The following is a 21,621-nucleotide window of genomic DNA, read 5'->3' as shown; positions in this document are numbered from 1 at the left end:
CTGAATAACCCGTCTGCGTTCACAGTCGCCGGGGCTGCGCGGTATAGTCCGGGCATTGATGAATCCGAGGAATGACCGATGAAGTTCGAAGGCACCCAGGCCTACGTTGCCACCGATGACCTGAAACTGGCCGTGAACGCCGCCATTACCCTGGAGCGTCCATTGCTGGTCAAGGGCGAACCCGGTACCGGCAAGACCATGCTCGCCGAGCAACTGGCCGAATCCTTCGGTGCCAGGTTGATTACCTGGCACATCAAATCCACCACCAAGGCCCATCAGGGCCTGTACGAGTACGACGCGGTCAGCCGCCTGCGCGACTCGCAATTGGGCGTGGACAAGGTGCACGACGTGCGCAACTACCTGAAAAAGGGCAAGCTCTGGGAAGCCTTCGAGTCCGAAGAGCGGGTGATCCTGCTGATCGATGAAATCGATAAAGCCGACATCGAATTCCCCAATGACCTGCTGCAAGAACTCGACAAGATGGAGTTCTACGTCTACGAAATCGACGAGACCATCAAGGCCAAAAAGCGCCCGATCATCATCATTACTTCCAACAACGAAAAAGAGCTGCCGGACGCGTTCCTGCGCCGCTGCTTCTTCCACTACATTGCCTTCCCGGATCGCGCCACCCTGCAAAAGATCGTCGATGTGCACTACCCCGACATCAAGAAAGACCTGGTCAGCGAAGCGCTGGACGTTTTTTTCGACGTGCGCAAAGTGCCGGGCCTGAAGAAGAAACCCTCCACTTCCGAACTGGTCGACTGGCTCAAGCTGCTGATGGCGGACAACATCGGCGAAGCGGTGCTGCGCGAGCGCGACCCGACCAAGGCCATCCCACCGCTGGCCGGCGCGCTGGTGAAGAACGAGCAGGACGTGCAGTTGCTCGAGCGTCTGGCGTTCATGAGCCGTCGCGGTAACCGCTGATGTTGCTCAACCTGTTTAACGAGATGCGCGCAGCCAAGGTGCCGGTGTCGGTGCGCGAGCTGCTCGATTTGATCAACGCGCTGAAACAGCGCGTGACCTTCGCCGACATGGACGAGTTCTATTACTTGGCCCGGGCGATCCTGGTCAAGGACGAGCGGCATTTCGACAAGTTCGACCGCGCTTTCGGTGCTTACTTCAACGGCCTGGAAAAGCTCGACGACCATTTGCAGGCGCTGATCCCCGAAGACTGGTTGCGCAAGGAATTCGAGCGCTCGCTGACCGATGAAGAACGCGCACAGATCCAGTCCTTGGGTGGCCTGGACAAGTTGATCGAAGAATTCAAGAAACGCCTGGAAGAACAGAAGGAACGCCATGCCGGCGGCAACAAGTGGATCGGCACCGGCGGCACCAGCCCGTTTGGTTCCGGCGGCTACAACCCCGAAGGCATACGCGTGGGCGATGCCGGCAAACGCCAGGGCAAGGCGGTCAAGGTGTGGGACCAGCGCGAGTACAAGAACCTCGACGACCAGGTCGAGCTGGGCACGCGCAATATCAAGATCGCCCTGCGCCGCCTGCGCAAGTTCGCGCGCCAGGGCGCAGCCGAAGAGCTCGATATCGACGGCACCATCGACCATACCGCCCGCGATGCCGGGCTGTTGAATATCCAGATGCGCCCGGAGCGGCGTAACACCATCAAGTTGTTGCTGCTGTTTGATATCGGCGGCTCGATGGACGCCCACGTGAAGATCTGCGAAGAGCTGTTCTCGGCGTGCAAGACCGAGTTCAAGCACTTGGAGTACTTCTACTTCCACAACTTCGTCTATGAGTCGGTGTGGAAGAACAACCTGCGCCGCACCTCCGAACGCACCTCCACCCAGGACTTGCTGCACAAGTACGGGGCCGATTACAAAGTGATCTTTATCGGCGATGCGTCGATGGCACCGTATGAGATCACCCAGGCCGGCGGCAGCGTCGAGCACTGGAATGAGGAAGCCGGGTATGTGTGGATGCAGCGTTTCATGGCCAAGTACAAGAAGCTGATCTGGATTAATCCGTATCCGAAGGACACCTGGGGGTATACGGCGTCGACCGGGATCGTGCGGGAGTTGGTGGAGGACCAGATGTATCCGTTGACGTTGCGCGGGCTTGAGGAAGGGATGCGATTTCTTTCCAAATGAGCACCAGGCAAAGGACCCGCTGCAATCGCCAGTCCCTTGCCATGGGGCTTTTACTGCTTGGCAGCGGCCGGCTGACCGACGCTGAACCAACCTAACGCCTGGTAGCCGGCGCAGAACGCCCGAACCAGGTCCGCATCCACGAAATCGACCTGACCATCCCCATTGACGTCCGGATTGAACGCTCCTTGGGGGCCGTCCGCAACACTGTAGAACTCAGCTTTGAACGCCACATGCGCCTCGCCGATGTGAAACGCCAGCCGTACGGTGTCCGTGCGCGCATCGGGATGCGCGGCATGGGCCGACACATTGATGAACTTGCTGAACGATTGATCGCGGCTGTACCACTTGAAATCAAGGAACTGACGCGCCAGGGTGATCGCCTTGAACCGGTCCCATTCATTACTGACGCCGTCGTTGTCGACGTCCTCCGGCTGCGCGCAATCGAGTTTGCCATCATTGTTCATGTCGAACACCGTGACGCAGCGCACAAGCGACGGCGCCTGCTGACTGTCGTGCCACTCCAGCGTCACCGCGTCGGGGCTGCCGTCTTCGTATAAACATTGAGCGACGAGTTTCATGTAGCGCATAGGGTTACCTCCTTGCGGGCATCTGGCCGCGTGGGCAATGTGCTCAGGTCCTGACTATTGATGGAGGCCATGCTTGCCTCCTGCCCCAAAGAGCTGCAGTTGGCAAAAGGTATGCTCGTGAGTGCCGTACCAGCGCAAAGCCAGGAAGTTGAGTGCCAATTGACGGACGAGCTGGGCGTCCACATAGTCGATCTGCTTGTCGCCATTGACGTCCGGGAAGATCGTCAATTCCATCCCCTTGCCGTCGGCATCGGTCTGGTAGCCGGCGCTGAACGCCAGGGCATCGGGCGCCAGGTAGAAGTGCAGGCGCACGGTCTGAGCGACCCCGCAGCTGTCGAAATCCTCGGCGAAAATCTTCAGGTGTTTGTCGAAAGGCGCGGCGCCGCTGAACCAGTCGAACGCCAGGTACTGCTGCGCGAAGCGCTGGACCCAACGCTCATCGGCGGAATCAATCACGCCGTCATCGATGACGTCGTCGGTGATGATCGCCGCCGCGCCCTGCAAGTTATCCGCCGTCGCCTGCTTGACGAGCGCGGAAGGCTCGCCTGACTCATATAACCCAAGATGGACCGAATCAGGCGCAACATTGCCGGGGCTGACGCGGGCCGTTGCTATGAGGTATCGCATGTGAACTCCTTTCCATGGCACCAAGGTGGAGCCGGAAGGTTTTCACTTCTCAAGCGTGCGGCGCTACCTCTGCAGGCGCATAGCAATCGTAGGAATTATCTGAAAATACGGCTTTCACGTTCCAGCGCGGTATTGAGCCAGAAATTGCACATGTTGTCGGTGGGCGGTGTGTTGCAGCATTGGCGCCAGACGTACCTTTTCCCCCGGCAGACACTGCGCCAGCCGTGCCAGCGCCAAGGGCGTCAATGCGCCCAGGCGCGGGTAGCCGCCAATGGTCTGGCGATCATTGAGCAACACAATCGGCTGCCCGTCCGGAGGCACCTGGATCGCCCCCAATGGAATCCCTTCGGAAATCAACGAAGGGCCCTGGTACTGCAATGGCGTACCCAGCAGGCGCATGCCCATGCGGTCGGCGCGGCTGTCCAGGGCCCAGTCAGTGTTGAATGCATCGAACAGGCTTTGCCCGCTGAACTGGCCGATCTGTGCGCCGACGATCACATCCAGCGCGGCCTTGGCCGGCAGGTCTGGATCGCCCAGCACTTTCATCGCACCGCCCGCACCGGAATAGGCCAGGCGCCCGCCTACGGCCAATGCCTTGCCGAAACCGTCCACACCACCCAATTCCTCACGCACAACGGTGGCGCAGCTGCCGAGCACATCCGGCGCATCAAACCCACCCGGTGCCGCGAGGTAAGCCCGCGCACCGTTGATCGGCTGGGTGAAGCGTAAACGTTGACCTTTTTGCAGGATGAAACCGCGTCCGGGGCTGATGGCGCGGTCGTCGATGCAGGCGCCGAGGTCCGCGCCGGCCAGGGCCAGCAGGCAATAGTCCTCGGCCTGCACGGTGAAGCCCCCCAGGGTAATCTCCACCACCGGCGCGCCGAGCGCATTGCCCAGCAACCAGTTGGCCCAGGACATCGACACCCAGTCCAGCGCCCCACCCTGGGTCACGCCCAGGTGACGCACGCCAAAGCGGCCGGCGTCCTGCAACAGGCACAGCGGTGTGCTGGCCTCGATGATCAAGCGGCTCATGCCTGCGCCTCCAACGGCGTGTCATCGCCACCCAGTTTGATGAATTCGGCGTGGTCGACCGGCTCGAAACGCACCGTGTCGCCGGGCTGCATCAGGCTGTAGCCGTCGCGCTCGCGGTCGAAGAGCTTGGCCGGGGTGCGGCCGATCAGGTTCCAGCCGCCCGGGGAAACCACCGGGTAGGCGGCGGTTTGCCGTTCGGCAATGCCGACGCTGCCGGCTGCCACGCGCTTGCGCGGGGTATTGAGCCGCGGCGCGGCCAGGAGCTCGTCCACCAGCCCCATAAAGGCAAAGCCGGGCGCGAAACCGAGGGCGAATACCTGGTATTCGTGGGCGCTGTGACGACGGATCACCTCGCCTGCGGCCAAGCCGCTGCGCTGGCTGAGCAGATTCAGTTCGGGGCCGACGCTCAGGTCGTACCAGACCGGTAGCACGTGGCGCTGGCCGCTGCCCTGGGTGTGCGGTTGCAGGTCGGTAAGCGCCTGGTCGATCAGCTCGCGTGCCTGGGCCGGGCTCAAGGCGCTGAGGTCGTAATGCACCATCAAGGTGGTGTAGGACGGCACCAGGTCCACCAGCGCTGCGCCAAACCCGCTGCGCAGGCCTTGGGCAGCGGCGAGCATCCACGGCATGTTGGCTTCGGCAATTTCATCAAACAGACGCACCATCAGGCAGTCGATGGCAACCACTTCAATGCGCGGCTTCATGCTGGCTTCAATGCCTCGCGGATGCGCTGCACGGCCGCGACCGAGCTGGCGTTGTCGCCGTGCACGCACAAGGTATCGGCTTGCAGGATCAGCGGGCTGCCGTCACTGGCCGTCAGATTTTCGCCACGGGAAATCGTCAGGGCTTGTTGCACGATGATCTCGGAATCATGGTGCACGGCGCCGGGCAACTGGCGCGAGACCAAATGCCCCTGGCTGTCGTAGGCGCGATCGGCGAAGGCTTCGAACCACAGGGTTACGCCGTATTCGTCACCCAAGGCCTGGGCCGCGCTGTTGTCGCGGGTGGCGAGCAGCATCAGCGGCAGTTCGCCGTAGGCCGCCACGGCCTGGATCACAGCGCGCAATTGCACAGGGTTGGCCATCATGTCGTTGTACATCGCGCCGTGGGGCTTGACGTAGCTGACACGCCCGCCCTGGGCACGGCAGATGCCGTCGAGGGCGCCGATCTGGTAGTGCAGCAGATCCTGGATTTCCTGCGGCGTGTAGGCCATGGAGCGGCGGCCGAAGCCTTGCAGGTCCTGGTACGCCGGGTGCGCGCCGACTTGCACGCCGTGCTTGAGCGCCAGGCTGACGGTCTTGCGCATGATGCTCGGGTCGCCGGCATGAAAGCCGCAGGCCACGTTGGCGCAATCGATGAACGGCATGACCTCGGCATCCAGACCCAGGGTCCAATTGCCAAAGCTTTCGCCGATGTCGCAATTGAGTAAAAGACGGCTCACGGCTTGGTGCTCCTGTAGGCTTTGTTATTTTGTAGTGTGGGATTTATTACGCGGAACGCGCAACTTGTCCTCGTACCCCAACGGCGCTTATCGTGGAATGGCTCGATTTTTGGCGCTGGCCCGGTGCGGCGTCCAACTAATAAAAACCGATCCATGCATAAGAAAAAGTTGATCCCATGAATTTGAAGTTTCTTGAAACCTTCGTCTGGGTGGCCAGGCTCAAGAGTTTCCGCCTGACCGCCGAGAAGCTGTTCACCACCCAGGCCTCGATTTCCAGCCGCATCGCCGTGCTGGAAAGCGAGTTGGGCGTGAAGTTGTTCCTGCGCGATTCACGCGGTGTCAGCCTGACGCCGGAGGGCTTGAAGGTGCTCGATTACGCCGAGCAGATGATGGTCACCATGCAGGGCCTGAAGCAGTCCCTGGAGACGTCCAGCAGCAAGGTCGGGCGTATCCGCATCGGCGCAATGGACACGGTGATCCACACCTGGCTCAGCCCGTTGGTGGCGGAACTGATGGACCATTTCCCGCGGGTGGAAATCGAGTTGGTCGCTGATACCGCACTGAACCTCAGCGATCAGCTGCAAAAAGGCTTCCTCGACCTGATCCTGCAAACCGACCTGCTGCGCCTCGAAACCGTGCGCAGCCTGGAACTGGCCAGCCACCCCATGGCCTGGATCGTCGCCAGCCAGTCGATCTACCACCGCGACTATGCCTCCCTCGCCGAACTGGCCCAAGAGCGCATCATCACCTACTCGAAAAACTCCCATCCGCACCAGGACGTGATCAGCCTGATGCAGGCCAACGGCGTGGCCGCACCGCGGATGAACTGTGTGAACTCGGTATCGGCGATTACCCGGTTGGTGCGCGATGGCTTCGGGATTGGCGCGTTGCCGCCGGTGCTGGTCAGGGAGGAACTGGCGCGCGGGGAGTTGGTGATGCTGCCGATGGCGCAACGCCTGCCGAATTTGCAGGTGGTGGTGTCGTGGCGCGTGGGGGTGGAGTTGGTGGAGGAGATTGTGGGGTTGTGCCAGAAGGTGGTGGCGCGGTATGCCGAACAGGTCGGCGAGGAACGGATGGTGCTGGCTCAACCCGACTGATCGTTCCCACACTCTGTGTGGGAATGCAGCCCAGGACGCTCTGCGTCCAAAGCGCGACGCGGAGCGTCACAAGAGGCATTCCCACGCGGAGCGTGGGAACGATCATCGCCTGGCTCAGAGGCCTTTGAGGTCACGCTCTTCAATCGGCCGGCTCTGGCGCAGGCGCCTGCCGCCCAACACCACCCAATCGATCAGACGGAACAGGCATTCGATGCCGAACGACAGCAGCATCGCCCCGCCCAGCCCCCAGCCCATGGCTTCTGGGGTCAGCAAGATCTGATAGCTATAGCCATTCCAGGTTTCCCGGCGAATGTCCGGATCGGCCGCCACCGCCACTTGCAGGGCGCGGATGTACCAGGGGCCTTGCATGGCCTGGAATTGCTTGTCCAACGCCACCTGGCGGTCGAGCATCGCGCCCAGGCTGTTGGCGTCGCTCTGGAACACCGGGTCATCACTGGCGCGGTAATGCGCGACCAACGCCTGCAGATCCCCGTTGAAGAACTGCCGCGCGGTGGTTTCGAACCCGCTCAGGCCGGTCTGCGCCTCGATCAGGTGGGCCTCGACGCGCTTGGCGTAGTCATTGATGAAACCCGGCACTTGCACGCCGACCAACAGGCCAATGGCGAACAGCACCAACCGCAGATAACTGAGCAACATGGTCGATATCCTTACTCGGTAACGCCCTGGCTGACGCATTCACCGCGTCGCCACAGGCTCCATTGGCCCGGTTCGTAGCGGGTCCAGTTTTCATTGTCGGTCAACGGCTCGGTAGCGATCACGGTGACCACGTCATTGGGGGTGGTTTCAGCCTGAAAATCGACGATCACGTCGACATCTTTCAAGCGCGCCGGGCCAAATGGCGCGCGGCGGGTAATCTGCGCCAGCTTTGTCGAGCAGTAGCAAAACAGCCAGTCGCCATCGCTGAGCAGGCAGTTGAATACGCCTTTGCTGCGGTATTCGGCGCAGGCGGCGATCAGGTCCGGCAGCACCCTTTCAAGGTCCACCGGCTCGGGAAAGGCTTCGCGGACGCGGTTGAGCAAATCGCAGAACGCCGCTTCACTGTCGGTATCGCCGACCGGGCGGTAGAAGGTTGCGCGCGGGTTGAAATCCGCCAACTGGCCGTTGTGGGCGAAACACCAGTTGCGCCCCCACAGTTCGCGTACGAACGGGTGGGTGTTGGCCAGGCTGACCTTGCCGACGTTGGCCTGGCGGATGTGACCGATCACCACTTCGCTCTTGATCGGGTAACGCTGCACCAGCAGCGCGACTTCCGATTCGCTGCTCGCCGCCGGGTCCTGGAACAGGCGCAGGCCACGGCCTTCGTAGAAGGCAATGCCCCAACCGTCACGGTGGGGGCCGGTGCGCCCACCGCGCTGCATCAGCCCGGTAAAGCTGAACACGATATCGGTCGGGACGTTGGCACTCATGCCCAATAATTCACACATGCCGGGGCTCTCGCTGCAGGGCGGACAACGTTAAAGGCGCGGTTCGACCCGCATGCCGCTCACCGGTGCGGGACGCCGAAAAGGCACGTCGTCTTCGTCTTCAGGCGGTTCGGCGGCCAATGCCGCATCGGCGGCGGCCTTGCGCTCGCGGCGGGCGTTGGCGGCGCGCTCGATGGGCCAGCGGATCAGCACAATCACCAGGTACACGCCAAAGGCGATCAGGGTGTACATGAATAAATCGGAAATGGCCCGCCAGGCGTTGTTGCCGACCTTGAGCACCAGGTCCAGGGCGGTGATGGCCACGGCCGGCGCGAACTGGGTCTTGACCGGGTCGACGATGGTGGGGCTGAACAGCAACACCGCCATCAGCAATTGCAGCGGCTCGCGCAGCCAGCGCCAGATCCAGCGGGTGAGGCGCCACCACACCAGCAGGCAGCCCAAGGCGGCGAAGGCGTAAAGGCCCCAAGCGATCAGATAGTCGTTCTCGGTCATGGTGTCCATGGCAAGGTTGGCAAACAGGCGGCTATGATAACGGCTTTTGCGAGTCGCGGCTGCAATGCCTGCCACCGTCCGCCCGATAGAGAATAATCCATGCCTACATCGCTCCCCCCGATTGCCCGCAAGGCCCAAGGCCCGGATCCATATGCCTGGCTGCAAGAACGTGACAGCGCCGAGGTGCTCGATTACCTCAAGGCCGAAAACACCTGGCAAGAGTCGCAGCTCGCCGACCAGCAGGCGCTGCGCGAAACCCTGTTCGAGGAGATCAAGGGCCGCATCCTCGAGACCGACCTGTCGTTGCCCTCGCCGTGGGGCCCGTACCTGTACTACACCCGCACCACCGCCGGTGACGAATACGCCCGCCACTACCGCTGCCGCCGCCCGGCCGACGACAGCCACCAGGTGGATGAAAGCAGCGAGCAACTGTTGCTGGACCCGAACGTGCTGGCCAATGGCGGTTTCTTCTCCCTCGGCGCGTTCAGCATCAGCCCCGACCACCAGCGCCTGGCCTACAGCCTCGATACCAGCGGTGAAGAGATCTACACCCTGTTCGTGAAGGAATTGTCCTCGGGTAAAGTCAGCGAACTGGAGTTCCAGGACTGCGACGGCAGCATGACTTGGGCCAACGACAGCCTGACCCTGTTCTTCGGCGAACTGGACGACACCCACCGCCCGCACAAGCTGTATCGCTATCGCCTGGATGGTACGGCGGCGCAGGAAGTGTTCCACGAGCCCGACGGCCGTTTTTTCCTGCATTGCTACCGTTCAAGTTCCGAGCGCCAGTTGCTGCTTTCGCTCGGCAGCAAGACCACCAGCGAAGTCTGGGCGCTGGACGCCGACCAGCCGCACCTGGCGTTCACCTGCCTGGCGCCTCGCGTCGAAGACCATGAATACGACGTCGACCACGGCCAGCTGAACGGCGCGTGGACCTGGTTTATCCGCAGCAACCGGGACGGCATCAATTACGCGCTGTTCGTGGCGACCGACATCGGCGATGTGCCGACCGAGGACGAGTGGCAAAACCTGATCCCCCACAGTGACGAGGTGATGCTCGACGGCGTGAGCCTGAACACCGGCGCCATGACCCTGAGCCTGCGAATCGGCGGCCTGCCGGTGATTGAAGTGCACCCGCAGGGCGTGCCGGCCTATCGCGTCGAATTGCCCGATGCGGCCTACAGCCTTTACGTGCAGAACAGCCTGGAGTTTGCCAGCGACAGGATTCGCCTGCGCTATGAAGCCCTGAACCGCCCGGCCCAGGTCCGCCAGTTGGAGCTTGCCAGCGGCGCGCAACAGGTGCTCAAGGAAACCCCGGTGCTCGGCGTGTTCAACGCGGACGACTATGTGAGCCAGCGCTTGTGGGCCACCTCGGCGGATGGCACCCGGGTGCCGATCAGCCTGGTGGTCAAGCGCGACCAGCTCGGCAAGCCCACGCCGCTGTACCTGTATGGCTACGGCGCCTACGGTTCAAGCCTTGATCCGTGGTTTTCCCATGCCCGCCTGAGCCTGCTGGACCGGGGCGTGGCGTTCGCGATTGCGCATGTGCGCGGCGGCGGCGAGTTGGGCGAAGCCTGGTACCGCAACGGCAAGCAGGAACACAAGCAGAACACGTTCAGCGACTTTATCGCCTGCGCCGAACACCTGATCGCCGAGGGCCTGACCACCTCCAAACAACTGGTGATCAGCGGCGGCAGTGCCGGCGGCCTGCTGATCGGCGCGGTGCTCAACCAGCGCCCCGAGCTGTTCCAGGCGGCGATTGCCGAAGTGCCGTTCGTCGACGTGCTAAACACCATGCTCGACCCGGAGTTGCCGCTGACGGTCACCGAGTACGACGAGTGGGGTAACCCGCAGGAACCCGAGGTGTATGAACGCATCAAGGCCTATGCGCCGTACGAAAACGTGCGCGCCCAGGCCTACCCGGCCATGCTGGTGATCGCCGGCTACAACGACAGCCGCGTGCAGTACTGGGAGGCGGCCAAATGGGTGGCCAGGCTGCGCGACACCAAGACCGACGACAACTTGCTGTTGCTCAAGACCGAACTAGGCGCCGGCCACGGTGGAATGAGCGGTCGTTACCAGGGATTGCGTGACGTAGCGCTCGAATATGCATTTGTGTTCAAGGCACTGGGATTGATTTAGGAACTTAGCGCCGTGGTCCTGTCTGAACGAAGGACCACCCTACAAGATTGACGGACCAAGATTGCAGCCATGGCACAACCCACGCTACTCAATGACGAAATCCGCGACATGCTGATGGACTGCGGCCTGTTCGATCCCCTGCTGCCGGAAGACTTTCACATCGCCGCCGGCTACTTCAATATCAGCGGCATTGCCCGTGACGAGGTGATTTTCCTCGAGGGCGATGCCGGCACGTTCATGTGCATCATCCACAGCGGCCAGGTGGCGGTGCAGAAAGCCAACCATGACGGCCAGCGCCTGACCATCGCCACCCTGCGCAGCGGCCGGGCCTTTGGCGAAATGGCCGTGCTCGACGGCGAGCGGCGTTCGGCCAGTTGCGTGGCCGCCAGTGATTGCGTGCTGTTGAACCTGGGCAAGGACTCCCTGGAAAAGATGCTCAACGAAGCGCCCAGAGTCGCCGCCAAGATCATCCGCGCCATTGCCATCGCCCTGTCAAAGCGCCTGCGCATGGCCGATGGGCAGCTTATTTCCCAACAGTTCTAACCGCCGGGCGTCTTCGGCTTGCTGTCGTTTTGCTGCAGGCCGGGCACGGTCTGGTCCTTCGGCGGCGTTGGCAGCACGATAGGCACCAGGGGCGGCGAGCCGTTGGTCTTGGGCACGGCCGGCGGGGTGACTTGCGGGTACAGCGTCGGCGTCGGGGTGCCCGGCGCGCCTGGCGTGGGGGCGGGCGCGACCGGTACGGTTTGCAACTCCTGAGCCTGCGCCGCAGCGGATGCAAGCGCGCTCAACACAATGACCGTTAGAATGCTGCACTTCATCGATGGCTCCATGGCCTGACCGGAATGTCACAAGGCTACTCCCAACCGCGCAAGAATGCCCTTCCCAATGAGATTTCCATGAAACGTTTCGTTCTGCTCGACACCACCCCGATCCCCGACAACGGCGGTGCCTTGTGCCTGTTCGAATACGGTGAAGATTTTGTCATCAAGATCCAGGGCGGCGACGGCGGCCAGTTGATGAACACGCGCATGCACGGTTCCGAAGATGCGTTGGCGGAAATTCCCTGCCGCAAAGTCGCCGGACGCCCGGATTCACGGGTCTTGATCGGTGGCTTGGGCATGGGCTTCACCCTGGCTTCGGCGCTCAAGCACCTGGGCAAGACCGCTGAAGTGGTAGTGGCGGAGCTGGTGCCGGGCGTCGTGGAATGGAACCGTGGGCCACTAGGCGAAAAATCCGGCCGGCCGTTGCTGGACCCGCGCACCGTGATCCGCCTGGAAGATGTAGCCAAGGTGCTGCAAGCCGAGCCCCACGGCTTTGATGCGATCATGCTGGATGTGGACAACGGCCCCGAAGGCCTCACGCAAAAGGCCAACAGCTGGCTTTACTCCGCCGGTGGCCTGGCCGCCTGCGCCAAGGCCCTGCGCCCCAAAGGCGTGCTGGCGGTGTGGTCGGCCAGCGCCGACAGGCTGTTCAGCGACAAGCTGCGCAAGGCCGGTTTCAAGGCCGAGGAAGTGCAGGTATTTGCCCATGGCAACAAGGGCACGCGACACACCATCTGGATTGCCGAAAAGCTCAAGGGCTAATTGCGCCGTGAACGGCTAGAATCAAGCCTGTCCGTGACCACCAAAATATAGGAGCCATGATGAGCTCAACCAACCCGCCCTCCCACACCGCCAAGCTGGACCGCATCCTCGCCGATGCCCAGCGCGACCGTGAAATGGGTTACCGCGACAAAGCCTTGAAAATGTACCCCCACGTGTGCGGCCGTTGCGCCCGTGAATTCGCTGGCAAACGCCTGAGCGAACTGACTGTGCACCACCGCAACCACAATCATGACGACAATCCCCAGGACGGCTCCAACTGGGAATTGCTGTGCCTGTACTGCCATGACAACGAACACTCGCGCTACACCGACCAGCAGTACTTCGGCGAAGGCTCCACCAGCAGCCCGACGATCGCCAAGGCGACGCACAACCCGTTTGCGGCGTTGGCGGGGTTGATGAAGAAGGACGACTGAAGCGCCTCGCCGACAGTTATGCCGCCATCGCAGGCAAGCCAGCTCCCACATTTGACTGTATCCATACACTCAAAAATGTGGGAGCCGGGCTTGCCCGCAATAGCCATAGATATCTACACACCTTTCAAAGGCTGAAAAAATCTCCGTGTAGTGAGCGGGCTTGTCCCGCGCTGGGTGGCGAAGCCGCCCCAACCAGGCGACCTGGTTCTATCTGGACTCCGCAGTGGCTTTATTGGGGCCGCTTCGCAGTCCAGCGCGGGGCAAGCCCGCTCACTACAAAGATGTGTAGGTACCCATGCCGCGATAGCGATAGCCCAAACACCACATTCCTCAAGCCCGTATAATCGCGTTTTTTTTCGCCAAGGCACCCTTCCCCGTGGGCAATAAACGCTACAGCTGCATCGGTCTGTATAACCCCAAATCCCCCGAGAACGTCGGTTCGGTCATGCGTGCCGCAGGCTGCTACGGCGTGGCCTCGGTGTTCTACACCGGCGTGCGTTACGAGCGCGCCCGGGACTTCATCACCGACACCAAGAAAGTCCATCACGACATTCCGCTGATCGGTATCGATGACCTGAAAAAAATCCTGCCCCTGGGTTGCATTCCCGTCGCCGTGGAACTGGTGGAAGGCGCCCGTCCCCTGCCTGAGTACACCCACCCCGACCGCGCCCTCTACATTTTCGGCCCGGAAGATGGCTCCCTCGATAAAGAGATCCGCGACTGGTGCGAAGACGTGGTCTACATCCCGACCACCGGCTGCATGAACCTCGCGGCCACCGTCAACGTGGTGCTCTACGACCGCCTGGCCAAAGGCAACAACACCCGTTCGGGTCCCAAGTACTGATATTTTCGGAACATCCGACACCTGTGGGTAGTCAGCCTATTATCACTAGCCCTTGTTGGAGACAGACCATGAGCGACAGCAAAACCATGCGCCCTATCATCGAACACACCCCGTTCCAGACACAGCCCACGCAAAACGTGCATGGCTGGGAACGCTTCGGCTCGGTGGCCGGCGGCGCGATAATGGTGGGCAAAGGCCTGCGCCGTGGCGGGATTTTCGGTTTGATCCAGGTGGCAATCGGCGGCATGGCGTTAACTCGTGGCTTCACCGGGCACTGCTCGCTCAAAGACAAGCTGGAACACGGCCGCCAGGAGATGAACACCGTGCGCGCGAAGATCGAGCGCGCCGGGGACGAGTTGAAGAACTTGAAGACCAGGGCGGAAGTGGCGGCGGAGAACGTTGTAAAAACCACCGACTGACGGTGATCTCTCCTGTGTTGGAGTTCTAAATGTGGGAGCGGGCTTGCTCGCGAATGCGGTGGTTCAGGTTGTATATGTATTAGCTGACACACCGTATTCGCGAGCAAGCCCGCTCCCACATTTGATCTTCGTTGCTTTGAGCATTGCGTTTGCTTAACTGACTGGCATCAGGGCAAGCCCGCTCGCCACAACAAGCCCCCACATCAGCCCGCGCGGAAAATCAGGTAATCCTCCCAGTCGTCCTCGGGCACGCTGCCTTCGCTGAGCATGCGCCCGGACTGGGAAATGCGTTCGTGGTGCACCGCATCGCGGTCGCCGCAGACCAGGTGGTGCCACAGCGGCAAATCCTTGCGTTCACTGACCAGGCGATAGCCGCAGGTCGGCGGCAGCCATTTGAACTGGTCGGCCTGGCCCGGCGTAAGCTGGATGCAGTCGGGCACGGACGCGCGGCGGTTGGGATAATCAGTGCACTGGCAGGTCTTCAGATCGAGCAGTTTGCAGGCGATCCGCGTGTAATAGACGCTGTTATCGTCTTCATCCTCAAGCTTTTGCAGGCAGCACAGGCCACAGCCGTCGCACAGAGACTCCCATTCCTCCTGGTCGAGGTGCTCAAGGGTTTTGCGTATCCAGAAAGGTTCGACTTTGGCGGCCATGGCTCTGCATCGGTATCGGTAGGTGAAAAGGCCGCCAGTCTAGTGCCCCCGACCCCTGGGGCCAAGCGCTGGCGACTGGCGGTGTTGCAACGCTTGTCAGGCTAGAGCCCGCGCAGTAGCTTGGAGCACCGAATTAAACGATCAGGAACCGCTCCATGACACGAGTTGCCGACTATCCGATCCATCCCCAGTTCACCGACCGCTGGTCGCCCCGCGCCTTCAACGGTGAGAGCATTTCCAAGGAGACCCTGCTGAGCTTCTTCGAAGCCGCACGCTGGGCGCCTTCGGCGTACAACTCGCAGCCCTGGCGGTTTCTCTACGCGCGCCGTGACACACCGGACTGGGAACGCTACCTGGGCCTGCTCAATGAATTCAACCGTGGCTGGGCTCAGCATGCGTCGGCCCTGGTAATCATCGCTTCCAAGACCGATTTCATCGCCCCTGGCGCCAGCGAAGAAACCCCGGCGCTTTGGCACACCTTCGACACCGGCTCGGCCTGGGGCCACCTGGCGCTGCAGGCCAGCCTCAGCGGCTGGCACACCCATGGCATGGCCGGCTTCGATCAGGAACTGACGCGCAACGAGCTGAAAATCCCGCAAGGTTATGCGCTGCATGCCGCTGTGGCGATCGGCAAGCTGGGTGACAAGTCGACCTTGCCCGAGTACCTGCAAGGCCGTGAAATGCCGAGCCCGCGCAAGCCGCTGAGCGAGCTGGTGTCGGAGGGTGATTTCAGCCTTTAAGGCGCAAACCCTTGCCGCCTTGGCGGCAAGGGTTCCTGTCTGCTGTCACTATTGACCGATAAGCTCGCCAAACTGCGCTTGCAGATGCGCCTTATGACGCCGGTAGTCCGCCCAGGTCATGTCGTGCAGAAACTGATCGCCCGCCAGCACCTCTGGATCCAACGATTGAATATCAACGGGGTAAACCTTTTTATCTCTGGCGCTGTACAAAAAGTTCTTCAACTGCAGGTCGTTGTGCAAAATATCTTTGGCTTCCATGCCAGCCAACGCTTCATCCAGCAGGTTTCGCGCATCGGCAGGTAAACTGCCAGCGGCTACGCCGTTCAGGTTGACCCCATCGAGTCGTTTCATCTTTATATAGGCACGGCCATCTTCCAGCAGCGCCGTGGCAAATCCCTCTCCATAGTACTTATTAAGGCATTCCAGTTCGTTAGTGACGAAATCGGGCATCCTTATCGCGTTTTTGGTACGAAAATCTTTATAGACACTTAGCCCATCAAGGCTTGCGTAGACATCACCTTCGCCGCCGGCACCGATCAGTGGTCCCAGATCGTCAGCCACCTTGGGTGGATTGCCGCCCCTGGCACCCAGGCGCACCCACTGGTCACCCTCCACATGCTGGACGAGCAATGGAGTTTGCCGATTGGCATGATAGATCCGCGCCTGAACAGCGCCGTCTTCGGTGCGGGTGACTTCGCCTACCGCATACACATTGCTCTTGCCATTTGCGTCGGTATTACGGATGTAGAGTTGATTGCCATGCTCCTTCACATACAAGCCACGACTGTTACGCGAAAGCCCGGTGATGGTGGAGTCGGGCACCTTGTATTGGTTGAACAGCGTATTGCTCAAGACGCCCTCCAACGGCGCACCGCGCAGTGCCTCAATACCCCGCTGCGCCAGGCCCCCGCCCTTTTTCAAGAGCCGTGCGCCGCCCCGCGCCGCATCCCCCAACCCGCCCAACGGATTGAAGGCTTCGATAGCGGCCATGCCGACAAAACGCACCGCTTTGGCCGCCCCGCTCACCGTGGAAACGCCCTTGGCAAAGGCCTTGCCGGCCTGGGCCGCCTTTCCGGCACCGAGGGTCACCAGGCCGATAACGTCCAGCGCCAGGTCGAACACGCCATCGGCATGACTGCCGTTGATGAAATTGACGATGGCCGACCGGAACGGAATCAGGTTTAGAAAGAACTCACCAATGGCCGCATTGGTCGCTCGGCTCTGGTCATACGAGGTCACGCCCCGTGCATGGTCGAGCAGGTCCTGGTTATGCAGATCGAGCGATTTGGCAAACACTTTGCCAATGTAATCGAAGCGCGAGGAAGCCGCCGTGGCATCGCCATTGACAGGCACTTCGCGCTCCAACTTGCGTTCGGGACGATCATTCTTGAGTGGGTCAATCAATGTGGTTTTGCTCACCACGTTGGCATTGATCGAATCGAGCTTTTCAGCGGTATACGGTTCGGTGATCCGTCGTTTCAAATAGTTCTGCTTCTTGACGGTGCCCTCACGGGTATTGATTTCATAAATATTGACCTCGCCTCCGCGCGTGGTTTTGACCTGCAGCGTATGCGCACGTGTCTTCAGCGCCAGCGGCGTAAACAAGTCGCCGGCCATGTGGTAGTCATTGGTGTGGAAGAATTCGAGTTTGCCATAGGCAAAGTTATTTCGGTCCTCCAGCGGCATTGTCGAAACCAGGTAACGGGCGAGATCCTCGTGCCCCCCTTCCAGAGACTGTATCGCCTGTTTGTATTTGGCCTCGAAGGCTTCGGCTGCCTTGAAGGTGCCCGCCTCATACAACTCGCAGAAACGTTTGGCCGGAATCCGTGAGTTCTGGCTCATCCAGTGCTCCTGCGGCCCCAGTTTGGCGCCCTCCATGACGATATCCAGCATGGAATGCGTTCCGGGGAAGATGCCGGGCCGCCCTGGTTTAAGCAGGGTTTTGTGCAGGGAGCGCATTTCAAACATGCTGGGGTCGACGTCCGGAAACGCTTGCTTGAGCGCGTTCAACGCCATCGCCTTGCGGCTGGGCACCGGCGTTTGCACGGCGGTACTGGCGCGCAGCAATTCACTCAAACGGCTGTTGTAGAGCGCGCGCACGCGCGCAAGCTCGCTCTCGGTGGGCGTGCCCGTTGCGGGAAGCTCGCCGTTCACCACGCCCCAGTCTGTCAAGGCCTTACGTTGCGCCTGCTGGACATCCACCCCACTGTCCGCCTTGGGTGCGCCAGCCGCCAGCACTTCCACGTAACTCATCGAGGATGAGCGCCCCGGCGTCTGGGCCTCGACCCTGGCGGTGGCGATTGCCAACTGAGCCCACGTCAGGCTGCCGTAGGTCACACTGGGCGGAATGTCCTTGACCAGAAACTCGGGCGCTCTGCGTGCCAGCAGGGATTGGACGGCCGCCGTGGCTGACTGCGGGTCCGCATGCCCCTGCGCGACCAAGTGGCGACCCAACCCGCTGGTCACCTCCGACGCCGGCTTGCCCCAATGCTGGCTTTGCCCCAGGTCGAAACCGGCGACGATGTTGGGGCGGGCGGCATCGTACGGTAGCGAATCGACGGAGGCTGATGCGGGCCGGGATGAAGTGGATGGGGGAAGAACAGGGGAAAGCGCGGCATTGATGGCAAGCATGACATTGACCTTGTTTGTCGACCCAGTGGGGCATCCTGCGGAACGCTTTTCAGCGGCCCTGGGTGACCTTGGGTGTCGCCTCCCTGAGAAGCGGTTCCGAGCAAACTGTCAGGTGAAATGTCGAAGCGGGGCCCGTGGCCCCGTGGGAATCAGTAACCGCGCTCGAAATCCACTTCCCCGCGCAGTGCTTGCTTGGCCTGGTACGCACGCACGTTGTGCATGAACAATTGCACCATCATTGACGGCGACGTCGGCGCCGAGCTGTGCCCTGTCAACAGCAAGCCCCAAGCCGTCCAGAACGGGTGGCGTTGCGGCAACGGTTCCTGACGGCAAACGTCGATCACCGCACCCGCCAAATGCCCTTCTTTCAAGGCCTCGACCAGATCGGCATCCACCACTGCCACGCCGCGCCCGACGTTGATAAACAACGCGGTCGGCTTGAATTGCTTGAACAGTGCGGCGTCATACAGATCATGGGTTTCAGGCGTGTTGGGCAACAGGTTGATCACATAATCCACCTCTCCCACCAGCCGGCCCAATTGATCAAGCCCGGCGACTTCGATAAACGGCGCCTGCTCACGGGCCTGGCTGGCAATGCCGTACAGCTTGACGCCAAACGGCACCAGGAACTCGGCGACGCTCTGGCCGATATCGCCGGTGCCCACGATCAATACCTTGCGCCCCGCCAGGCTCTGGCCGGTGCGGTTGTCCCATTTACGCTCGACCTGACTGACCAGGCGCGCCAAGACTTCGCGCTCGTGGCCAAGCATGTAGGTGAGGACAAACTCGGCCATGACCTGGCCATAGATGCCGACCGCACGGGTCAGGCGATAGTCGCGGGGCAGGCCTTCGGCCAGCAACGGGGTAATGCCGGCCCAGGTCGACTGCAGCCATTGCGGGTGGTGGCCCTGGCGCAACAGCGTTGCGAGCAGGTCCGGCTGGCCCAGCCATACCGGACAATCGGCGGCCAGGCGCGACAGCTCGGCCGAATCGCCGCTGGTCAGCACCTCCAGGTCCGGTGCCGCTTCGCCCAGCAATTGGGCGTAGAGCGGGTGATCCTGTTCAGCAATCAGAACACGCATGGTTCAAACCTTTCAAAAACAGTGCAGACGGCCGCCCGCATCCTTACGGCCACCGCCCACGTGTACGATTTCATTGATAACGGTGCCGCGCATGAGGCACCCAGCGATCACATCGGGTCGTTGCGACGCAGCAGCTCTTCGGGCAGGTGCTCGATGTACTCATCTTCGGCCGGCGGCATTTGCAGGTGGTAACCCTGCTTGTCGAGGTTTTCCAGGACCACGGCAATGTCTTCGCGCGACAGCTTGCGCGCGGGCGTCAACACCATATCGAATGCGTGGTGCGGCTTGCCGAAGGCGGCCATCAACGGTTCCGGCACGCGCTCCAGGGCGTCGCTTTTGAGCACATAGAGGTACATGCCGTCCTTTTTCAAGCTGCGGTAGATGGAGCAAATACGTTTCAAGGCTGTTCTCCGGCGGACAGGCTGTCGAGCAGCGCCTGGCCCATCAACTCGCGGCGCCAGCCACGCAGCGAGTCTGGCAATTTATAAGGCCCATCGGGATAACCACTTTTGACCAGGGCTTCGAGGGTTTTCTTGCGCAGCATCAGTTCCGGCGCCATGTCCAGGCGTTCGGCGAAGGTTTGGCCCAGGGCGCGCAGTTGCTTGATCAAGGCGGCGGCCTCCACCGGCAATGGCTCGGCAACGGCGGGTGGCCATTGGTCCATGGGCACGTTGCCAGCACGTTTGATCAGGTCCAGCAGGAACTGGCCGTCCTGGCGCACGGTGCGTGGGTGCATGTCTTCGATCTTGCCCAGGGCGGCGAGGTTATCCGGCTGGGATTTGGCCAGGGGCCACAACGAGTGTTCGCGAATGATGCGGTTGCGCGGCAGGTCACGGGCACGGGCCTGCTGCTCGCGCCAGGCGCACAGTTCACGCAGCACGGCGAGTTGGGCGCGGGAGAGTTTCCACGCCAGCTTCGCGTCGCGGTAAACCTCGTTCGGGTCGACTTCACGACGCAGGTTGGCGACCAACTCCGCACCGTCTTCCAGCACCCAGGCGTACTTGTCGTCGGACAATCGCGGACGCAGGCGGATGTAGACCTCGGCCAGGTGCACCGCGTCTTCGGCGGCGTAGCTGATCTGCGTGGCGGATAATGGCCGCTGCAGCCAGTCCGAACGGGTCTCACCCTTGGGCAACTCGATGTCCAGCACGGCTTGCACCAGGCGCGAGTAGCCCATGGAAAAACCGAGGTTCAAGTAAGCCGCAGCCAATTGAGTGTCGAACAGCGGCACGGGCAGGCTGCCGGTCAGGCGCAGCAACACTTCCAGGTCTTCGCTGCAGGCATGCACCACCTTGATCACCGCCGGGTTTTCCAGCAAGGCGGCCAAGGGTTGCCAGTTGTCGATGGTCAGGGGGTCGATCAGGTAAGCGCGTTGGCCATCACCGATCTGGATCAGCCCGGCAATGGGATAAAAGGTGTCGACCCGCATGAATTCGGTGTCGAGGGCGACGAATGGCAACTGCTGCCATTCGGCGCAATGCTGGCCGAGGCTATCGTTGTCGCAGATCCAGTGAATATCGATGGCCACACGGCTCTCCCTTGAAGAATGGCGCGCAGTATATATCGCGAAAGGGACTTGCGAGCATCCACAGTGCACAGGCGACCATGAAAACTCAGACAGACATGGAAGAATAGTCCGACAGGCGGGACTTATCCTCTCTTACGCAGGACGTAGACCCGCCACAGGTTTGAGCCCGGCATGAACTCCTGGTGATTCAGCACCTTGAAGCCGGCCTGGCGGAACTCATCCTCTACGGCGGTACGCGAATTGACGGAGACAATCACCGTGTCGCGGCTGACCCGGTGGAACTCGCGCAATAACGCCAGGCGCCCTTCGCTGCTGGGCACATGGCGAAACAATTCCAGGCAAAAAATGCAATCCACCGCGTTCGCCGACAAACCGATGGTAAACGCCGAGCCCTGGAACGTCTTGACCCGCTTGAGCAGGGACGCCGGGTGATGGCTGCGGGCATGATCGAGCATGTCCTGAGAATTGTCCGACGCCAGGATCACCCGGTTGACGTGCTCGGCCAACACCGGCCAGAAACGCCCGGATGCGCACGCCAGGTCCAGCACCAGCCCCGGCTCGCCGGCAACTTTTAGCGCCTGGCGCACCAGCCATTCGTCGCGCCATGACGCCAGGCGCCTCCGCAGACCGGGCGGGCGCGTATCGCCGCAGGCCCGGGCGTGTTCCCGACCGCAGCGTTCAGCGTATTCGATCTCGATGGAAGAGGGAGGTTGTGTCAACATCTCGGGCTCATGTAAGTGGAACG

The 21,621-nt window shown here is 61.5% G+C and carries 25 protein-coding genes; 10 read left to right on the top strand and 15 right to left on the bottom strand.

The features are described from left to right. Window positions 1–78: 78 nt before the first annotated feature. Complete coding sequence (locus tag ACLH0H_RS20330) at window positions 79–924, top strand: AAA family ATPase (RefSeq protein WP_012722829.1); 846 nt, start codon at window positions 79–81, stop codon at window positions 922–924. Next, complete coding sequence (locus ACLH0H_RS20325) at window positions 924–2,102, top strand: vWA domain-containing protein (protein ID WP_411379375.1); 1,179 nt, start codon at window positions 924–926, stop codon at window positions 2,100–2,102. Before ACLH0H_RS20330 ends, ACLH0H_RS20325 begins: the two co-directional genes overlap by 1 nt. A gap of 50 nt (window positions 2,103–2,152) precedes the next feature. Here the strand turns inward: ACLH0H_RS20325 and ACLH0H_RS20320 are convergent, their stop codons facing one another. From ACLH0H_RS20320 to ACLH0H_RS20300, 5 genes are all read right to left on the bottom strand, one after another. Then, the gene (locus ACLH0H_RS20320) at window positions 2,153–2,689 is read right to left on the bottom strand and encodes a hypothetical protein (RefSeq protein WP_411379374.1); all 537 of its coding nucleotides are present in this window, start codon (window positions 2,687–2,689) and stop codon (window positions 2,153–2,155) included. A gap of 54 nt (window positions 2,690–2,743) precedes the next feature. Beyond that, window positions 2,744–3,316 carry a hypothetical protein gene (locus ACLH0H_RS20315; RefSeq protein WP_411379373.1) on the bottom strand — a complete coding sequence of 191 codons (573 nt, stop codon included), beginning with the start codon at window positions 3,314–3,316 and terminating at the stop codon, window positions 2,744–2,746. Between the two features lie 114 nt (window positions 3,317–3,430). Then, window positions 3,431–4,348 carry a biotin-dependent carboxyltransferase family protein gene (locus tag ACLH0H_RS20310; RefSeq protein WP_411379372.1) on the bottom strand — a complete coding sequence of 306 codons (918 nt, stop codon included), beginning with the start codon at window positions 4,346–4,348 and terminating at the stop codon, window positions 3,431–3,433. Then, window positions 4,345–5,049 carry a 5-oxoprolinase subunit PxpB gene (gene pxpB, locus ACLH0H_RS20305; protein WP_411379371.1) on the bottom strand — a complete coding sequence of 235 codons (705 nt, stop codon included), beginning with the start codon at window positions 5,047–5,049 and terminating at the stop codon, window positions 4,345–4,347. Before pxpB ends, ACLH0H_RS20310 begins: the two co-directional genes overlap by 4 nt. Continuing rightward, window positions 5,046–5,786, bottom strand: coding sequence for a 5-oxoprolinase subunit PxpA (locus ACLH0H_RS20300; RefSeq protein ID WP_411379370.1), 741 nt, complete (start codon window positions 5,784–5,786; stop codon window positions 5,046–5,048). The genes pxpB and ACLH0H_RS20300 overlap by 4 nt, the downstream gene beginning before the upstream one ends. Window positions 5,787–5,962: 176 nt before the next feature. On the opposite strand from ACLH0H_RS20300, the gene ACLH0H_RS20295 reads away from it, so the two are divergent. After that, a complete protein-coding gene (locus tag ACLH0H_RS20295) occupies window positions 5,963–6,883 on the top strand; it encodes a LysR family transcriptional regulator (protein WP_411379369.1) in 921 nt (306 codons plus the stop codon). 114 nt (window positions 6,884–6,997) lie between these two features. On the opposite strand, the gene ACLH0H_RS20290 is transcribed toward ACLH0H_RS20295, so the two are convergent. From ACLH0H_RS20290 to ACLH0H_RS20280, 3 genes are read right to left on the bottom strand one after another with little or no spacing between them, the layout of a single operon-like run. Further along, on the bottom strand, window positions 6,998–7,540 hold the full coding sequence (locus ACLH0H_RS20290) for a DUF2937 family protein (RefSeq protein ID WP_076950264.1): 543 nt from the start codon (window positions 7,538–7,540) through the stop codon (window positions 6,998–7,000). An 11-nt stretch (window positions 7,541–7,551) separates the two neighbouring features. After that, window positions 7,552–8,328 (bottom strand): class II glutamine amidotransferase, encoded by a 777-nt coding sequence (locus tag ACLH0H_RS20285; protein WP_411379368.1) that lies wholly within the window; start codon window positions 8,326–8,328, stop codon window positions 7,552–7,554. Between the two features lie 30 nt (window positions 8,329–8,358). Further along, window positions 8,359–8,895: an MFS transporter gene (locus tag ACLH0H_RS20280; protein ID WP_411379367.1), complete on the bottom strand. Its 537-nt coding sequence runs from the start codon at window positions 8,893–8,895 to the stop codon at window positions 8,359–8,361. Between the two features lie 24 nt (window positions 8,896–8,919). On the opposite strand from ACLH0H_RS20280, the gene ACLH0H_RS20275 reads away from it, so the two are divergent. Beyond that, complete coding sequence (locus ACLH0H_RS20275) at window positions 8,920–10,962, top strand: S9 family peptidase (RefSeq protein WP_411379366.1); 2,043 nt, start codon at window positions 8,920–8,922, stop codon at window positions 10,960–10,962. 69 nt (window positions 10,963–11,031) lie between these two features. Continuing rightward, complete coding sequence (locus ACLH0H_RS20270; RefSeq protein ID WP_411379365.1) at window positions 11,032–11,505, top strand: cyclic nucleotide-binding domain-containing protein; 474 nt, start codon at window positions 11,032–11,034, stop codon at window positions 11,503–11,505. Here ACLH0H_RS20270 and ACLH0H_RS20265 read toward each other — a convergent pair. Next, window positions 11,502–11,780, bottom strand: a complete 279-nt coding sequence (locus tag ACLH0H_RS20265) for a hypothetical protein (protein ID WP_076950259.1) — start codon at window positions 11,778–11,780, stop codon at window positions 11,502–11,504. The genes ACLH0H_RS20270 and ACLH0H_RS20265 overlap by 4 nt on opposite strands. Before the next feature lie 78 nt (window positions 11,781–11,858). Here ACLH0H_RS20265 and ACLH0H_RS20260 point away from each other — a divergent pair, with 78 nt between their 5' ends. The 4 genes from ACLH0H_RS20260 to ACLH0H_RS20245 all read left to right on the top strand — a co-directional run bounded on the left by ACLH0H_RS20260 (window position 11,859) and on the right by ACLH0H_RS20245 (window position 14,242). Continuing rightward, window positions 11,859–12,545 carry a spermidine synthase gene (locus ACLH0H_RS20260; RefSeq protein ID WP_411379364.1) on the top strand — a complete coding sequence of 229 codons (687 nt, stop codon included), beginning with the start codon at window positions 11,859–11,861 and terminating at the stop codon, window positions 12,543–12,545. Between the two features lie 59 nt (window positions 12,546–12,604). Next, the gene (locus ACLH0H_RS20255; protein ID WP_003210675.1) at window positions 12,605–12,979 is read left to right on the top strand and encodes a YajD family HNH nuclease; all 375 of its coding nucleotides are present in this window, start codon (window positions 12,605–12,607) and stop codon (window positions 12,977–12,979) included. A gap of 376 nt (window positions 12,980–13,355) precedes the next feature. Next, complete coding sequence (locus ACLH0H_RS20250) at window positions 13,356–13,823, top strand: RNA methyltransferase (protein WP_003189607.1); 468 nt, start codon at window positions 13,356–13,358, stop codon at window positions 13,821–13,823. A gap of 68 nt (window positions 13,824–13,891) precedes the next feature. Continuing rightward, a complete protein-coding gene (locus tag ACLH0H_RS20245; protein ID WP_411379363.1) occupies window positions 13,892–14,242 on the top strand; it encodes a DUF2892 domain-containing protein in 351 nt (116 codons plus the stop codon). 203 nt (window positions 14,243–14,445) lie between these two features. Here the strand turns inward: ACLH0H_RS20245 and ACLH0H_RS20240 are convergent, their stop codons facing one another. Then, a complete protein-coding gene (locus ACLH0H_RS20240) occupies window positions 14,446–14,895 on the bottom strand; it encodes a YcgN family cysteine cluster protein (protein ID WP_003172524.1) in 450 nt (149 codons plus the stop codon). A 155-nt stretch (window positions 14,896–15,050) separates the two neighbouring features. Between ACLH0H_RS20240 and ACLH0H_RS20235 the strand changes: the two genes are divergently transcribed. Continuing rightward, a complete protein-coding gene (locus ACLH0H_RS20235) occupies window positions 15,051–15,635 on the top strand; it encodes a nitroreductase family protein (RefSeq protein ID WP_411379362.1) in 585 nt (194 codons plus the stop codon). Window positions 15,636–15,683: 48 nt separating this feature from the next. Here ACLH0H_RS20235 and ACLH0H_RS20230 read toward each other — a convergent pair whose 3' ends face one another. The 5 genes from ACLH0H_RS20230 to ACLH0H_RS20210 all read right to left on the bottom strand — a co-directional run bounded on the left by ACLH0H_RS20230 (window position 15,684) and on the right by ACLH0H_RS20210 (window position 21,598). Then, the gene (locus ACLH0H_RS20230; protein ID WP_411379361.1) at window positions 15,684–18,266 is read right to left on the bottom strand and encodes a hypothetical protein; all 2,583 of its coding nucleotides are present in this window, start codon (window positions 18,264–18,266) and stop codon (window positions 15,684–15,686) included. Between the two features lie 149 nt (window positions 18,267–18,415). Continuing rightward, entirely contained in the window at window positions 18,416–19,348 is a 933-nt protein-coding gene (locus ACLH0H_RS20225; RefSeq protein WP_411379360.1) for a D-2-hydroxyacid dehydrogenase, read from the bottom strand. 107 nt (window positions 19,349–19,455) lie between these two features. Next, window positions 19,456–19,749 (bottom strand): YcgL domain-containing protein, encoded by a 294-nt coding sequence (locus ACLH0H_RS20220; protein ID WP_076950253.1) that lies wholly within the window; start codon window positions 19,747–19,749, stop codon window positions 19,456–19,458. Beyond that, the gene (gene rnd, locus ACLH0H_RS20215) at window positions 19,746–20,876 is read right to left on the bottom strand and encodes a ribonuclease D (RefSeq protein ID WP_411379359.1); all 1,131 of its coding nucleotides are present in this window, start codon (window positions 20,874–20,876) and stop codon (window positions 19,746–19,748) included. The genes ACLH0H_RS20220 and rnd overlap by 4 nt, the downstream gene beginning before the upstream one ends. Window positions 20,877–20,998: 122 nt before the next feature. After that, the gene (locus ACLH0H_RS20210) at window positions 20,999–21,598 is read right to left on the bottom strand and encodes a class I SAM-dependent methyltransferase (protein ID WP_411379358.1); all 600 of its coding nucleotides are present in this window, start codon (window positions 21,596–21,598) and stop codon (window positions 20,999–21,001) included. Window positions 21,599–21,621 lie beyond the last annotated feature (23 nt).

It is taken from the genome of Pseudomonas sp. MPB26 (assembly GCF_046605355.1).
GTDB classification, from domain to species: domain Bacteria; phylum Pseudomonadota; class Gammaproteobacteria; order Pseudomonadales; family Pseudomonadaceae; genus Aquipseudomonas; species Aquipseudomonas cedrina.
The sequence above is the reverse complement of the archived record's forward strand: the minus strand, read 5'-3'. Positions and strand labels throughout refer to the sequence as shown.

Bases quoted from the DNA above. Each gene is read 5' to 3' on its own strand.
- ACLH0H_RS20330 (WP_012722829.1), top strand. From the start codon at position 79: ATGAAGTTCGAAGGCACCCAGGCCTACGTTGCCACCGATGACCTGAAA.
- ACLH0H_RS20325 (WP_411379375.1), top strand. From the start codon at position 924: ATGTTGCTCAACCTGTTTAACGAGATGCGCGCAGCCAAGGTGCCGGTG.
- ACLH0H_RS20320 (WP_411379374.1), bottom strand. From the start codon at position 2,689: ATGCGCTACATGAAACTCGTCGCTCAATGTTTATACGAAGACGGCAGC.
- ACLH0H_RS20315 (WP_411379373.1), bottom strand. From the start codon at position 3,316: ATGCGATACCTCATAGCAACGGCCCGCGTCAGCCCCGGCAATGTTGCG.
- ACLH0H_RS20310 (WP_411379372.1), bottom strand. From the start codon at position 4,348: ATGAGCCGCTTGATCATCGAGGCCAGCACACCGCTGTGCCTGTTGCAG.
- pxpB (WP_411379371.1), bottom strand. From the start codon at position 5,049: ATGAAGCCGCGCATTGAAGTGGTTGCCATCGACTGCCTGATGGTGCGT.
- ACLH0H_RS20295 (WP_411379369.1), top strand. From the start codon at position 5,963: ATGAATTTGAAGTTTCTTGAAACCTTCGTCTGGGTGGCCAGGCTCAAG.
- ACLH0H_RS20290 (WP_076950264.1), bottom strand. From the start codon at position 7,540: ATGTTGCTCAGTTATCTGCGGTTGGTGCTGTTCGCCATTGGCCTGTTG.
- ACLH0H_RS20285 (WP_411379368.1), bottom strand. From the start codon at position 8,328: ATGTGTGAATTATTGGGCATGAGTGCCAACGTCCCGACCGATATCGTG.
- ACLH0H_RS20275 (WP_411379366.1), top strand. From the start codon at position 8,920: ATGCCTACATCGCTCCCCCCGATTGCCCGCAAGGCCCAAGGCCCGGAT.
- ACLH0H_RS20270 (WP_411379365.1), top strand. From the start codon at position 11,032: ATGGCACAACCCACGCTACTCAATGACGAAATCCGCGACATGCTGATG.
- ACLH0H_RS20265 (WP_076950259.1), bottom strand. From the start codon at position 11,780: ATGAAGTGCAGCATTCTAACGGTCATTGTGTTGAGCGCGCTTGCATCC.
- ACLH0H_RS20260 (WP_411379364.1), top strand. From the start codon at position 11,859: ATGAAACGTTTCGTTCTGCTCGACACCACCCCGATCCCCGACAACGGC.
- ACLH0H_RS20255 (WP_003210675.1), top strand. From the start codon at position 12,605: ATGAGCTCAACCAACCCGCCCTCCCACACCGCCAAGCTGGACCGCATC.
- ACLH0H_RS20245 (WP_411379363.1), top strand. From the start codon at position 13,892: ATGAGCGACAGCAAAACCATGCGCCCTATCATCGAACACACCCCGTTC.
- ACLH0H_RS20240 (WP_003172524.1), bottom strand. From the start codon at position 14,895: ATGGCCGCCAAAGTCGAACCTTTCTGGATACGCAAAACCCTTGAGCAC.
- ACLH0H_RS20235 (WP_411379362.1), top strand. From the start codon at position 15,051: ATGACACGAGTTGCCGACTATCCGATCCATCCCCAGTTCACCGACCGC.
- ACLH0H_RS20230 (WP_411379361.1), bottom strand. From the start codon at position 18,266: ATGCTTGCCATCAATGCCGCGCTTTCCCCTGTTCTTCCCCCATCCACT.
- ACLH0H_RS20225 (WP_411379360.1), bottom strand. From the start codon at position 19,348: ATGCGTGTTCTGATTGCTGAACAGGATCACCCGCTCTACGCCCAATTG.
- ACLH0H_RS20210 (WP_411379358.1), bottom strand. From the start codon at position 21,598: ATGTTGACACAACCTCCCTCTTCCATCGAGATCGAATACGCTGAACGC.